Below are 13751 nucleotides of genomic sequence, written 5' to 3' on the forward strand. Positions count from 1 at the left end.
TAAAAAACATGATCATTTATCCAGTTCCAAAAATATTTAGAATCTCATATAGAATAAATTCTATAAATTATGATTCATTTGTAATTATTACTTTCATCACACCATCTCTCGATCTAGCATAATTCAGAGCTTTTGTGATGTTTTGAATGGGAACTTTGTGTGTTACTAACTGCCTGACGTTGATTGATTTATTATTTATAATTTCAAATGATTCTCTTATCTCTTCTGTTGAAGCAGCATAACTTGGTATAATTGAAATCTCTTTAGAATACATCTTACTCAAATTAGTTTTTAAATTACATTCTTTACTAGGTTCACCAAATAAAAGAATGGTACCTCCCTTTCTTACTAAATTAATTGCACTATGAAAAACTTCTGTCTGTGAAGTGGCAATTATAATCAAATCCAAATCACTTGTATGTGTACTAATTTTTTCACTAATGTCTGATTCATCTCCTTTTAATGAAATTCCGATATTTGCTTCCTTGCAGAAATTTAATCGAAATTCATTAATGTCTACACAAAATATCTTTCCAAAACCGTAGTGTTTTGCCAACATTGCGTGCATGACGCCAATTGGTCCTGCACCAAATATCAATACTGAATCATTTTTTAAGAAAGAAAGTTTCTTCCAAGCCCTAATACAACATGCTAACGGCTCGATTAGCGACGCTTCTTCAAAACTCATAGCGTCTGGAATTTTAATTAAACTTTCATGTTTGATATTCCATTCAGGAACCAAAAATTTTTCAGACATTCCGCAAGGCTCTAAACATTCAATATATTTTTCACACATCGTCTGATTTCCATGTTTGCAATAATGACAGTTATTACAAGGAGAATGGTGATGTACAAACACTCTATCGTTTAAATCAAATTCTTTCACGTTACTGCCTTTTTTTACAATGATTCCTGCAACTTCATGACCAAGCTTGGATGATGGTCTGCATGAATCACCAAATATGTTTCCCAAGTCTGATCCGCAGATTCCACATGATTTCATTTTTATTAATACATCATTATCTCCACATACTGGTTCTGTGATATCTACAAGACTAACTCCTGTTGCTTGATCTTTTCTAACGCATTTCATAATTTTATCATTAATTTTGTAAGTGTTTCATTACTTAGACATTATGTTTAATCAATATCTAGATACAATCATAGTTATAAACATCTATGAATTTTAAAAAAAATAATTACAGTATATTGTTAAATATGGATTGACTGTCAATATAACATGAAAAGCTTCTATGAGCATTTACATTCAAGACATGAGTTTGGTGAAAAGATTGATTATAATAAAAAGCCAATTTTACGGAGTTCTGGAATCTTTCCTGTAGTTAAAAATAGATCGTACAGTTCAAGAATATTATTTTTGGGATACTGGGTGATAAAGCGAAAGATTCCTGAAGTAAGCTTCCTTGTAACGCTAAGAAGTAATGATGGAATAATTCTCGTGCGGGATTTTTTTACAATAGACAATCCAAAATCATACACAATTAGCTTGGATTCTTTGTTGGAAAAAACTTCCATATCTGACAAATCAAACTTTCTAGGTTCAATAGAAGTAGAGATATTTTCCACTCAAGACATGGTTTTTCCTTATCCTGCGTTAGTATTGGATTATTTCAATAATGAATTCAATACATGCGTTCACACATTGGGACGGGTCTACAACGACATCGAAGATCTAAATGAAAATGAAGCATTCGTAGTGCCAGAAACTGGATTTGATATATACGCCAAAGATGATCTACAAGCATTCTTGTCTTTTGTTAACGGGCCGCTTCCTAATCCTAATGCTGTAATTGATTATACTATCACAAATAGTGAATCAAAGAAACTTGCTGGAAGTTTTACACTTGATTACATAAAACCGTACCAAACTGTGTTTTTCAAATTTCAAGACCACATCTCAAATCTAAGTCAATTTCTAAATGGTAACGTAGGTGCTATTACAATAAGGCATAACTTTGTAGGATTTTTTCCTCGCTTTCTTGTAGGAAACATCCAGAACTCACTACAAAGTGCAAGCTTTACGCATTCATACTATGACTGCACATCGTGCTCAGATCCTTTGGATTATTGGGATAGATTAAGTGAATTTCACTATGACAGTTCAGTATCGATTCCACTGTTTACTGATGATGGATTTTTTACAGAACTTATCCTTTACCCAAATATTTCACCATCTGCTTTTGATCTAGATATCAAACTTTATGATAAACAAGGAGGTCTTTTGTTAGACCTTCCTAATTTTATGAAAATAAACAGTCATGATTCAAAGTTACTTAAGATCAACTTTAATGAGTTACTTGCTAAGAACAACATTGATGCAAAAAATGCTGCAACTGCACACATAATCACTAATTTTCAAAATAAAAAAATCCCTACCAGAATAAAGTTTGGTCTCAATGTAGGAAAAAAAGGAAGTAAATCAAAATTACCATGCAACATCTGTTTTAATTCAAAGCTTGGTAATCCACTAACTGACAACAAACCTGGCTCTTTTCATTGGTGTCCTATATTTTCCACAGGTAATTCCGTAATCTCCTTTGAAAATTCCTCATCTGTGAAAAATTATTCAAAGAACGCACGCTTGATGTTGACCTTTTATCGAGAAAAAGATACAAATTCCATGGAAAAAGAAGTTACAATACCTGCAAACGGCGAATTTAGATTTGATCTGGTACAGAATCATGATATTTTACAGTTTCTGGATGGAAATGTAGGATGGATCACCGCCAAAGCCGATAATCCTCACATACAAGGCTATTACTTTAATTTCCATTCCTCTGGTGCAGTTGCTGGGGATCATCTCTTTTAGTTAATACTTTCCGGATTTGATTATCTCTACTTTCAAAGTCTGATTAATACATTAAACAAAATAAAATCATATCAATCGATTCAACTGAATTATCTATTATGAATCAAAATATTTTGAAAATTAAAAAATAAAATTGTAATCGCTATAATAACAATCATAAGTCATCTATGACATTTGTTATTCTCTTTGTGTGTTTGATTCTATAATTTAATCCAATTTCAGATACATGTAAACTCATTTGTAAATAAAAAGAATAATGATATTTCCGAAATGCTATTATCAGATATAATTAAGTTGAGCTCAAATGACACTAGAATTTATTAAATCTATAAATGATGTTCGTGGAACTATTCTGTTTTATTCCTTTGGAAAATTAATTATTCATTTTGTTGAAACAAAAAAAGGGTTTTCACGTGGTGGTCATTATCATAAATTTAAAAGTGATCATATACTTTTGCAGGGCAAAATTGAATTTAGAGAATTTAATCTTAGCACAAATATGGAGCAAATTCGTATTATCTCTGCCCCTTATACTATCTCTGTAGAGCCCAATATAGCTCATCTTTTGACTGCTTTAGACGATTCTTTATTTATAGAATGTTTTGATATGGAATATTCTGCTACTGATTATTCTCCATATAGAAATATTGTAAATGAAAAAATAAAACAAAGATAGAATCTTTAGTTAAATATTATTTGTATCTAATCTGCTTTTTATGTAATCTATGGGTAAAACAGGAGAAGGATCTGTTTTTGACAAAACTGCCTTGTAAATTGATACATAGTCAAGCATGTAAATAAGAGAAATTATTTTTGTCAAAATGTTTCCTGAAACAGAGTGAATTTCCTTAAAATCAATATCTTTTTTCATAAAGAATTCTTTGATTATGTCAAATCTTTCTTTTGTCTTTATGTAATCGTCTTTTCCTTGCAATAAAATTGGTTGTACTGTAGATGGCTTTTCCCATGATACCATACCATTATGACAAGCCTCTATGATGTCTTCTGTAATGGCATGAATCTTTGCATTTTCTTGTAAGGATGATTTGAATCTTGTTGCAGTTGATTGCAATCCATGAGGATAATAAATAATAGGAATTCCAGATATCCAATTAGCTAAATTAATTGAAGGATTTGAATCAGACAAGTTATGAGAAAATATTTGTTTTTTCATAATATCAAGTTCGTCTAATGACTCTACAATATCATTTTTTTTAATTGGAAGAGCTGAATTTAATGTCTTTAGAATTGAATAAGTAAAACTTACAAGAGATGTTCTTGGTGAATGAATCAGTGGAATTTTTCTAAATTTTATTTGGTTTTTTTTACACATATCTTCCATTTTACCTCCAGAAGAAAATGCAATCAATCTACAATCCAGTTTTGCAGCAGAATCAAGTACTGTCAAAGTCTCAGATGTATTTCCAGATATGCTTGTAGTGATTACTAGAGTGTTTTTATCAACTGTCTTTGGCAAGAGATATCCTTTGATAAGTGATACATGAATATCGCTTTTGGATAATATTGAAGAAAACAAATCCCCAATTGTACCAGAACCTCCCATTCCAGCAAAAACAATGTGATCAATGTCATGAAAATCTACAGGCTCATGATTGGACTCGTATGATTTGCGTGCAATCTCTGGCCATGAATCATAGATTTTGTACATTCCACGAGCATCCACTTTGTCCATTGTTGCAACGTCTAGCAATATGTGATTCAAAATCTGTTAAAACAATATAACAATTTGTAAATCTAAAAGTCTTTTAGAAGTCTAGAATACATGTTTAACAAAGATTTGACCTTTGGTAATCTCTAAATCCATCATAATCTGGTTGATTGTGTATTTTTCCATTGATTTTTAAAAAGCCTAATTTTTAGATTATTTATGACTAATACCATTATAGATTCTTCTTTAAGAACTGTAGAATGGAAAGACAACAAAGTAGTAATGATTGATCAGACTAAACTTCCAAACCAACTGATCTTTGTAACATATGACGATTATAATCAAGTGGCAGATGCTATCAGAACTCTAGTTGTTAGGGGTGCTCCAGCAATTGGGGTATCGGGTGCATTTGGTTTAGCTTTGGCATCTCTTCAAAGCAAAGCAACTACAAAGGAGCAACTAATTTCTGATCTAGAAAAAGCAAGAAAAATTCTATATGAGACAAGACCTACAGCTGTAAATCTAAAATGGGGACTGGATAAAATCATGCAAGTTGCAAACTCTGGAGATGCAGTTGAGCAAATTAAACAATCTATAATCAATGAAGCCAAGAAAATGGCAGATGAAGATATTCAAATAAATAAAACTATGGGAAAATATGGTTCGGTTCTATTTGATAACAATGATACTATAATGACTCATTGTAATGCAGGAGCTCTAGCTACTGTTGCATATGGAACAGCACTAGGTGTTATTAGAGCCACAAGAGAGAGTGGAAAAAATATCAAAGTAATAGCTACTGAGACAAGACCAATACAACAAGGCTCCAGATTAACGGCATTTGAGTTAAAACATGATGGTTTTGATGTGAGCCTAATTCCAGATACTGCAGTTGGATATTCAATGGCAAACGGACTAGTAAACAAAGTAGTTGTTGGTGCAGACAGAATTGTAAGAACTGGACATGTCTTTAACAAAATTGGAACATATCAAGTAGCAACCATGGCAAAGCAACACGGAATTCCATTTTATGTTGCAGCACCATTGTCGACTTTTGATATGACTAGCGATGCCAAAGATGTAATCATTGAAATGCGCAAGGGAACCGAAGTAACTGGAATTGGTGATAAAAAAACAGCACCCGATGATATCAACGTGATAAATCCCGCATTTGATATGACTCCGCCTGAGTTAATCTCTGGAATAATTACTGAAAAAGGCGTGGCAAAACCACCCTACGAAGAATCTATCAAAAAATTATTTCAAGCTAATTAATAGAAAGTTTTTATTGATTTTATATCGCATTAAATAGTATGAGTACTGTAACTGCACAAGCCGTAAAGGAATCTCTTAAACAATGCATGGATCCTGAAGTTCCACTAAACATTGTAGAGATGGGATTAATCTATGGAATAGACATAGTTGAAAATAATAATGTAAATATCAAAATGACAATGACAACTCAAGGTTGTCCACTACATGAAACCCTGGTTCAAGATGTGACAAGATATGCAAAAAAAGTTCCGGGGGTAAATAATGTCAAAGTAGACATTGTCTGGGAACCAAAATGGACGATGGATAGCATGACTGAGGAAGGAAAAGCAAAAATCAAAAACATGACCAATACAATGACTACTCCAGCTCCAATCAATTATGAAATTGCGTTACCTCAAGGAGTTGGTAAACTAGTGCAACAAGAAGATGGTTCAATGGTACTAGCTAACGAACATGATCAGGGATTTATGGTAAATCAGGCCATTGTAGATTTTTGGAAGTCATGCAATGGACAACGCAAAGTTACTGAACTAGTAGAAATATTTGCACAACAGACAGGACTGCAAAGAAATCAAGTAGAAAAAGAGGTAATGCAGTTACTTCAGCAACTACGTGAAGGTGGATTGATTGCAATTCAAAACCAACCAGATTCACCTAACGTTCAATTCAAAAAATAAACTTAGAAAATATAATTTGAATTTGCACCATCAAAATTAATTACAACGCCTGATAGATACTTTATTTTATTTTCAATAATTGCTTTGATAAAGTTTCCAATCTCTTCTGGTTCTCCAAGTCTTTTCATCGGTAGTAATTTTTTGTATTCATCAATGTTTTCTATTAGTTCTTTTGTTCTATCTGTGTTTATTGGACCTGGTGCAATATTGATACAGCTAATGTTTTTTGCTGCATAGTCTTTGCTTAGAATCTTAAAGACTTCACTAAATGCAGCACGATATGCTGACGATATTATTAATTTTGCATTTGGTTCCTTAATTACACTTGAGCTTATCAAAAATATGTATCCTCCATCATTAATTTTGATGTTTTGTAAGATGATACAAAATCCCAAAAATAACTGATTATGATATTTTTTCCAATCTTCTTCAGATATGTTTGAAAATTCTTTAGCTTCAGGTCCACCTGTGTTGAGAATTAGTATGTCTGTTTGATTATGAATTTGTACAAATTTTTTCACACTATCTAAATTTGAAGTGTCAATATCGTTTTTTGATGCTGCAAAAACATCTATCTTTATTGATTTTAGCGACTCTGCGACTGCCTTTCCCATTCCTCTGGAACCACCAAGAACAATTGCTCTAGTCATATAGTTATCATGTGATAATCTATAATTAAATTTCATTATTCTTTGTAAATTGATTCATCATTGATCTTTTCTTATAACCATTTCTCATCATTCTCACTGATCTTTTCTGCCTGTAGGTTAAATGCAATTTTGAAATCTTTCAATCATGCAAAAACTTTCAGGACTATTTCTGGTTGCTGTGCTTATCTCAGGAGCATTTTCCTCAAGTTTTGCATTTGCTCAAGTTCCTACAGCACAAAATGATCAATACTCATTAAATGAGGATTCAGTTCTTACGGTTGGTCCTACTGGAGTTTTGACAAATGACACAAATATTGATAATAGTTTCTTTGCAATAATTCATACTGGTGTTGGTTTTGGAATTCTTACACTAAATGTGGATGGAACATTTACATATACTCCTAATTCAAACTTTAATTCTATTGATTCATTTACATATATTGCAACCAACGGAACGCATAGTAGTAACAATGCCACAGTCACACTTTCTGTTAATCCAATTAATGATTCACCAATAGCACAAAATAACACTGCAACAACACCCGAAAACACTTCAATAATCATTTCTGTATTAAACAACGACTCTGATGTTGATGGCGATTCACTTACAGTTAGTTCTATAACACAAGGAGCTAATGGAACAGTCACAACTAACGGCACCATTACAACTTACACACCAAAGTCAAACTTTCATGGAGTAGACTCTTTCACTTATACTGTATCTGATGGATTGCTAACTGATACTGCAACTGTTACTGTTACTGTAAACTCGGTTAATGACCATGATGATAATAATGGTGATAAAGTCAATATTTGCCATAAAGATAAGAAGACAATTTCTGTTTCAGTAAATGCCATCTCTGCTCATCTAAAGCATGGTGATACGATTGGAGCATGTGGAAATGACCAGGATCAAAATACCGATAAAAAGTTAATAGAAGAACAGCTAAAAGCACTAAAGAAAGATTTCAAAGCACAAGAAAAAATACTCAAAGAACAGCTAAAAGCACTAAAGAAAGATTTCAAAGCACAAGAAAAAATACTCAAAGAACAACTAAAAGATTTGAAGAAAGACAAGAAACCCAAAGATGATGATCATGACGAAGATGATGATCATGACGAAGATGACGATTAAATTAAAGATTTACGTCTAAAATTATTTTTAATAAGAATTTTTACTAGTTAGATTTCTTTAATCTCTGTAATTGTTCCCAACACAGAATCCATCTTCACAATGGCTTTTTTTTCATCCCAACCAAGTGCAACATACCAGTCACCCGCATCGCCATCGTATTTTGTCTCCAAAGTCTTGATGTTTTCTGGTTGAATGTTGTATTTTTTTGCAATACCTGAAACAGCTAAAGAAATAGCATCTCTTTCTTTTTCCAATCTTCTCTTCATTAATCCTATTCCTGGACTCATATTATCTCTGATTCTTTTGTTTTAATATAGTTAATTCTCAAAATTACCCACAATGTTTAATTTTTTTATTTGATAAATTTACAACGCTTCAAATACCTCGATCAAAAGGTTATACTAAAATGAAATTAATCCAGAAGTTTTCAAATTCATCGCTTGCAAAAACTAGCACTCTAGTATCTCTAGTTTCAGTTCTTGCAGTTGTTGGTCCTTTTGTAGTTGTATCTGCTGGTTTTTGGGATGCAATTTCTCATCTTCAAAAAGAACCTGAATTCTTTTGGAGTATTCAGCATATCGTTGTGTATACTGGCGTTTCAATAACTAGTTGTGCAGCAATAATTGGAACGATTCTTTTATTTCAAAACTCTACAAAAAATTCTCTTAAAAATGGAATCATTCTAGTAATTATTGGTTCGCTAATTCAGATTGTATCTGGATATGCAGATTCACTTTCACATGAACTTTTTGGAATTGATGGTTTGATATCTTGGTCTCATCAGCCACTAGAATTTGGTCTAGTTTTATCTGCTTTGGGTGGATTTTTGATATTAAAAAATCTTGAAAAAACAAAACTCAGAGTACTTATTCCATTCTCGATTATTTCATTTTTGTTTTTTACAACTTGGCTAGTGTTTAACCTAGTGTTTGTTTTTGGTCACACAATACAATGTCTTCCAGTCTACAAGATATTTTTATCTGGTTGTTCAATCTTGTAATTTTTTAATTTCATAAATGATGTAAAAATAACCATTACTGCTCCTACTAGTATCATTATTCCTGGCGGTATCATGACTTCCTCTCCTGCATCTCCCAACTCGATTTGCAAACTTAATTGATTTTTTGAAGGATTTGTCACTTTTACTGTATACATTCCACTTTTCTCAAAATCAAAATACCCTACAGACATTTTTGTCTGAACACTTTCTTCAGAGATTATATTCTGATTATCATCTAAAATCTGAACAAATATCTGCTCGCCGGTAAATTCTGGCATGAATACTTTGTAATATCCAATACCTTTACCCTCAAAATTCATCTTTAGATCATGCGAATTTGATGATTCTAGTATGATATCGTCAAATATTTTGTCTCCTTGTACAAATACAAACGATATCCAAATCATTCCAATTACACATAATATCACACCAATTTTGAACAAAGAGAACTTCAATTCACCAAGTATGTGGATTGTTTGTTTAATAAAATAATCTAAGAGGGCTCGGAGGGCTTCGATCCCTCGACCTAGCGGTTCGAAGCCGCTCGCACTATCCAGACTGTGCAACGAGTCCAAACAAGTAAGAATTTAACAGGCCTAAATATCTGTCTAGGTACTTTGAAAATATCAAAAAAAGTAGCAGGAGTTGAATATGCAATAAGGGATATTGTTCTAGCTGCAAGAAAAGTTGAAGAAAAAGGAATGAAAGTTGATTATCTCAACATTGGTGATCCAGTACAATTTGGTTTTCAACCTCCTGATAATGTAAAAGAGGCAATGATAAATGCAATAAGAAACGGTGAAAATTTTTATTCCTCATCAGAAGGTCTCAAGGAACTTAGAATAGAAATCGCAAAAAAAGAAAATGTAAAAGGATTATCAATTTCACATGATGACGTTTTAATCACAAATGGAGTTTCTGAAGGACTTGATATGGTCATATCATCTATTGTTGAAGAAGGCGATGAAGTTCTATTACCTGGTCCATACTATCCACCATATGCCTCATATGTTAGATTACACGGTGGAATCCCCGTAGAGTTTGCAGTAGATTTGGATAACTCTACGCCTGATATTGAAGATATCAAATCAAAGATTACTTCAAAAACAATTGCTATTTGCTTAATCAGTCCAAATAATCCAACCGGTGTTGTATTCAATGAATCATCATTAAAAAAATTAGTAGAAATTGCAAATCAACATAATTTATACATCATATGTGATGAGATTTATGATCAAATAATTTTTGATCAAAAATTTGTAGGAATTGGCAAAGTTGCAGGAGATTCACCAGTTATTGTTCTAAATGGATTCTCAAAAGTTCATCTAATGTCTGGATGGAGAATTGGATACATTGCATTTAACCAGTCATCAAAACTTGATGCACTAAGAGAAAATCTCCCAAAACTTGCACGAGTAAGAATTGCTAGCAATCTTCCAGTACAGCATGCTGCATTAGAATCGCTGCGAGGACCACAGGGATACATCACTGAATTTGTATCTGAATTAAAAAAACGAAGAGATCTTGTTGTAAAACGACTCAATGAAATGCCTGGTTTATCATGTCCTAATCCAAAAGGCGCGTTTTACGCTTTTCCAAAAATTGAAGACAATAAATTTGGAACTGATAAGGAGTTTGTGCAAAAACTTTTAGAAACAAAAGGAGTCTTGACTGTACATGGTTCTGGATTTGGAGAAAAATATGGTAGCGGACATTTTAGATTAGTGTATTTGCCAAGTCTTGAAATTTTAGATTCTGCAATGAACAAAATAGAAGATTTTGTCAGCTAATAACTCCAAATTGAAAACTTTTCTGGAATTATCTCTATAATACAATCTGTATTATCTAATAGTTCTACTGCGGATTTATTTTGCAAACTTTTGAAATATCTTGCAAGTATTTTTTTTGCAATTTTTTTTACTTTATTATTTTCTAAAATGATATTTGCATTTCCTTGACCCATGACGCCAAAAATTGGAGAATTTACTCCTACATCTACACAAAATGCAACTTTGTTATTTTTGTTAACATTTTGTGCCTTTTTGGTTTTAGTGTTTGTGCCTATGTAGATTTTTTTTGAACTATACAAATACCATACAGGTACTATGTGTGGGATGTTTTTACTTCCTATTGTTGTAAGATGTAAAATTTTTTGAGTTTTTAAAAATTCATCTTTGCGGTTCATGGCTTCTAAATCCTAACAGTATCATAAAAATCCCAAAGCCAATCATGCCTACTGACACTTTTTCATTGGTAAATTCAGAATTTAAAATAAAATCTTCTACAAATTCTGGTCCCCAAAGTATTATTTGTCTAACAAGAACTATTCCTGCCATAATTAAAAACAAAGAGCCAACTGCAGTATACCAGTTTCTTCCTCTTCGAAAATACTCGTGACTCATTTACAATACTTAGATGATTTTGATACCTGGATTTTTTATTTTATTTCGTATCATTGCATTTAGCAATAATGGTGTTGATATCTCTGCAAGATATGATAATTCTCCTGGTCCCAAATAAATTGGTCTTAAACCTTTGATTTCGTTGATCAAACCGTTTACCACATCAATTGCATCTTTATCATCCCCGCATACAAAAATATCATAATCAAGTACCATTGTTGGATTGACAAGTTTCTTTTCTGAAATCACATGAAATGCTGAAACTAACTTTGATTTATTTTTCATGTGTTTTAAAACAAGTTGATAAGAAAATGGTTTATTCTCTTTAATTGGAATAAACTCAAAGCCTACATCTGTTTTTATCATTGGAACAATTGGAGATACAACTACACAACTGTCTTTAACTTGAGATAAAACTTCTGAGCAAACTGCGTCAATGTTTTCATAAGGAATTGATAAAATCAAAACATCGCTGTCTTTTGCAACTGAGATATTGTCATTGCCTGTAATTGTCCCATTAATCTGTCCAAATGATTCCTTTGCAATATTTGTATACTCATTTGCAGATTCTGATGCCCTTTTTGCATCCCGTGATCCTACAATTACATTATGATTTTGAGACCATCTAAGAGCAAATCCTTTTCCCATTCCTCCAGTTCCGCCAATTATTCCAATTTTCATGATGTTCTTCTGAGAATCTTATTATTATCTTTATTTGACATTCGATCATATTGGGCTCAGTTATTTTTCTACGACACGGTCAAGCAAAAAACAATATTGAAAGAATTCTAACGGGAAGAACTCCAAATATTCCATTAACTGAAAAAGGAATCGAGCAGGCAGAAAAGACAGCAAAGTTCTTAGAGCAAATGAACATATCTGCAATTTATTCTAGTCCTATTGAAAGAGCAAAACATACAGCAGAAATTGTTGCTAAACATAATTCTCTTGATGTGTCAATTGATGATAGATTAATTGAACTTGATATGGGAAAATTTACTGGTGTGCCTTATGATGAAATTTTTACTAGTCATGGAAATGTTTTCATGAAATTCTATAATGGCGAGTTAGAAATTGCCCATAACGGCGTTGAGACTTTCTCTGAAGTCAAAAAACGTGTACTAAGTATTGTTGATCATGTGATTGAAAAACATCCTGATCAAAACGTTGTACTTGTAACTCATATGGACCCAATCAAAGCAATGTTATCTACAGTAGTTGATCTTTCACCTACAAATCTATTTGAGCTAATCATTGCAAATGCCTCATTGAATATCTTTAGAGAATACAACCGTAAATTTTCAATTTCTGGAATCAATGTGATGGATCCATCTCGTTTCAATCATGATTGGTAACTAATAATCTTGAAAACCCTTAAATAGAAATTACAGGCCACGTTTCTCAACCGCTAATGAAGAGTATATTTGGTCTATTCTTAGTATTGGCAATTTTGGTAATCATTCCAGCAGCAGAATATGTGTTTGCTGCAGGTGATGAACCAGGCGGTTACCTTGATCGTAGAGTAGTAATTTGGAATTTATTTTATAGAATGATGACTGTGGCATTTACAGTGGGTGCAGTTGTATCTGGAACTATAATCTGGCTTTGTTGGAGATTCAGAGAATCAAATCCAAAAGCCACTCCAACTCCATATGAAAAGGAAGGAGTTTGGTAAAAATGGGACATCATTCTAACTGGCCAGAATGGGTTTACGTTGGAGTTGTAATTGCACTGATGTGTTGGGTAGGTGCAGAAGCTTGGAATGCAGAAAGACTTGTAGAACACATTCCAGCAGATGCCGAAGTTATCAAAGTCACTGGACAACAATGGTTCTGGACATTTGAACATGAAGATGGAACAAAAGAAATTGGTGAACTACATGTTAAAGTCGGCAAAGCTTACAAATTTGAAATAATGTCAAAAGATGTCAATCATTCATTTAACATTCATGATTATGTTGTATTGATGGATGCAGTACCTGGCAGAGTCAACACAGTATGGTTTGCACCAATGGAAGTAGGCGAACATGATATTCAATGTAGAGAATACTGTGGACTAATTCATTATAACATGCGTGGTAAACTAATCATAGAGGATGATTCATCTTGATGCT

Annotated in this window: 18 protein-coding genes and 1 tRNA gene; 10 read left to right on the top strand and 9 right to left on the bottom strand. The window is 32.7% G+C overall.

Annotation, left to right across the window (positions count from 1 at the left end):
* Positions 1–67 precede the first annotated feature (67 nt).
* On the bottom strand, positions 68–1093 hold the full coding sequence (locus MY1_RS00535; RefSeq protein WP_007549493.1) for an alcohol dehydrogenase catalytic domain-containing protein: 1026 nt from the start codon (positions 1091–1093) through the stop codon (positions 68–70).
* A gap of 147 nt (positions 1094–1240) precedes the next feature.
* Here MY1_RS00535 and MY1_RS00540 point away from each other — a divergent pair, with 147 nt between their 5' ends.
* Together MY1_RS00540 and MY1_RS00545 are read left to right on the top strand one after the other, a co-directional pair.
* Positions 1241–2830 carry a hypothetical protein gene (locus tag MY1_RS00540; protein ID WP_007549494.1) on the top strand — a complete coding sequence of 530 codons (1590 nt, stop codon included), beginning with the start codon at positions 1241–1243 and terminating at the stop codon, positions 2828–2830.
* Between the two features lie 304 nt (positions 2831–3134).
* Positions 3135–3506 carry a cupin domain-containing protein gene (locus MY1_RS00545; RefSeq protein WP_007549495.1) on the top strand — a complete coding sequence of 124 codons (372 nt, stop codon included), beginning with the start codon at positions 3135–3137 and terminating at the stop codon, positions 3504–3506.
* A 9-nt stretch (positions 3507–3515) separates the two neighbouring features.
* Here MY1_RS00545 and MY1_RS00550 read toward each other — a convergent pair whose 3' ends face one another.
* Positions 3516–4541 carry an SIS domain-containing protein gene (locus tag MY1_RS00550; protein ID WP_007549496.1) on the bottom strand — a complete coding sequence of 342 codons (1026 nt, stop codon included), beginning with the start codon at positions 4539–4541 and terminating at the stop codon, positions 3516–3518.
* A 177-nt stretch (positions 4542–4718) separates the two neighbouring features.
* Between MY1_RS00550 and mtnA the strand changes: the two genes are divergently transcribed.
* Both mtnA and MY1_RS00560 read left to right on the top strand, forming a co-directional pair.
* Entirely contained in the window at positions 4719–5774 is a 1056-nt protein-coding gene (mtnA, locus tag MY1_RS00555) for an S-methyl-5-thioribose-1-phosphate isomerase (RefSeq protein WP_007549499.1), read from the top strand.
* Between the two features lie 38 nt (positions 5775–5812).
* Positions 5813–6451, top strand: coding sequence for a PqqD family peptide modification chaperone (locus MY1_RS00560; RefSeq protein ID WP_007549500.1), 639 nt, complete (start codon positions 5813–5815; stop codon positions 6449–6451).
* Between the two features lie 2 nt (positions 6452–6453).
* On the opposite strand, the gene MY1_RS00565 is transcribed toward MY1_RS00560, so the two are convergent.
* On the bottom strand, positions 6454–7101 hold the full coding sequence (locus tag MY1_RS00565; protein WP_007549501.1) for an SDR family oxidoreductase: 648 nt from the start codon (positions 7099–7101) through the stop codon (positions 6454–6456).
* Between the two features lie 145 nt (positions 7102–7246).
* On the opposite strand from MY1_RS00565, the gene MY1_RS00570 reads away from it, so the two are divergent.
* Positions 7247–8236, top strand: a complete 990-nt coding sequence (locus MY1_RS00570; protein WP_007549502.1) for a cadherin-like domain-containing protein — start codon at positions 7247–7249, stop codon at positions 8234–8236.
* A gap of 47 nt (positions 8237–8283) precedes the next feature.
* On the opposite strand, the gene MY1_RS00575 is transcribed toward MY1_RS00570, so the two are convergent.
* Positions 8284–8523, bottom strand: a complete 240-nt coding sequence (locus MY1_RS00575; protein ID WP_007549503.1) for a hypothetical protein — start codon at positions 8521–8523, stop codon at positions 8284–8286.
* 119 nt (positions 8524–8642) lie between these two features.
* On the opposite strand from MY1_RS00575, the gene MY1_RS00580 reads away from it, so the two are divergent.
* Positions 8643–9236 carry a hypothetical protein gene (locus MY1_RS00580; protein ID WP_007549505.1) on the top strand — a complete coding sequence of 198 codons (594 nt, stop codon included), beginning with the start codon at positions 8643–8645 and terminating at the stop codon, positions 9234–9236.
* On the opposite strand, the gene MY1_RS00585 is transcribed toward MY1_RS00580, so the two are convergent.
* Both MY1_RS00585 and MY1_RS00590 read right to left on the bottom strand, forming a co-directional pair.
* A complete protein-coding gene (locus tag MY1_RS00585; protein ID WP_007549507.1) occupies positions 9200–9679 on the bottom strand; it encodes a hypothetical protein in 480 nt (159 codons plus the stop codon). The genes MY1_RS00580 and MY1_RS00585 overlap by 37 nt on opposite strands.
* Positions 9680–9734: 55 nt before the next feature.
* Positions 9735–9809: transfer RNA gene (locus MY1_RS00590), tRNA-Arg, on the bottom strand.
* A gap of 44 nt (positions 9810–9853) precedes the next feature.
* Here MY1_RS00590 and MY1_RS00595 point away from each other — a divergent pair.
* Positions 9854–11026 carry an aminotransferase class I/II-fold pyridoxal phosphate-dependent enzyme gene (locus MY1_RS00595; protein ID WP_007549509.1) on the top strand — a complete coding sequence of 391 codons (1173 nt, stop codon included), beginning with the start codon at positions 9854–9856 and terminating at the stop codon, positions 11024–11026.
* Here the strand turns inward: MY1_RS00595 and MY1_RS00600 are convergent.
* The 3 genes from MY1_RS00600 to npdG are packed head-to-tail and all read right to left on the bottom strand — an operon-like array spanning position 11023 to position 12319.
* Complete coding sequence (locus MY1_RS00600; protein ID WP_007549511.1) at positions 11023–11421, bottom strand: pyridoxamine 5'-phosphate oxidase family protein; 399 nt, start codon at positions 11419–11421, stop codon at positions 11023–11025. The two genes, MY1_RS00595 and MY1_RS00600, sit on opposite strands and share 4 nt — an antisense overlap.
* On the bottom strand, positions 11405–11638 hold the full coding sequence (locus tag MY1_RS00605; RefSeq protein ID WP_048109290.1) for a hypothetical protein: 234 nt from the start codon (positions 11636–11638) through the stop codon (positions 11405–11407). Before MY1_RS00605 ends, MY1_RS00600 begins: the two co-directional genes overlap by 17 nt.
* Before the next feature lie 9 nt (positions 11639–11647).
* The gene (gene npdG / locus MY1_RS00610; RefSeq protein WP_007549514.1) at positions 11648–12319 is read right to left on the bottom strand and encodes an NADPH-dependent F420 reductase; all 672 of its coding nucleotides are present in this window, start codon (positions 12317–12319) and stop codon (positions 11648–11650) included.
* 50 nt (positions 12320–12369) lie between these two features.
* Between npdG and MY1_RS00615 the strand changes: the two genes are divergently transcribed.
* Genes MY1_RS00615 through MY1_RS00625 form a run of 3 tightly spaced genes read left to right on the top strand, consistent with a single transcriptional unit; the run spans position 12370 to position 13747 of the window.
* Positions 12370–12993 carry a histidine phosphatase family protein gene (locus MY1_RS00615; protein ID WP_007549516.1) on the top strand — a complete coding sequence of 208 codons (624 nt, stop codon included), beginning with the start codon at positions 12370–12372 and terminating at the stop codon, positions 12991–12993.
* A gap of 56 nt (positions 12994–13049) precedes the next feature.
* The gene (locus MY1_RS00620; protein WP_048109292.1) at positions 13050–13313 is read left to right on the top strand and encodes a cytochrome c oxidase subunit II; all 264 of its coding nucleotides are present in this window, start codon (positions 13050–13052) and stop codon (positions 13311–13313) included.
* Positions 13314–13315: 2 nt separating this feature from the next.
* Complete coding sequence (locus MY1_RS00625; RefSeq protein ID WP_007549520.1) at positions 13316–13747, top strand: cupredoxin domain-containing protein; 432 nt, start codon at positions 13316–13318, stop codon at positions 13745–13747.
* Positions 13748–13751 lie beyond the last annotated feature (4 nt).

It is taken from the genome of Nitrosarchaeum koreense MY1 (assembly GCF_000220175.1).
GTDB lineage: Archaea > Thermoproteota > Nitrososphaeria > Nitrososphaerales > Nitrosopumilaceae > Nitrosarchaeum > Nitrosarchaeum koreense.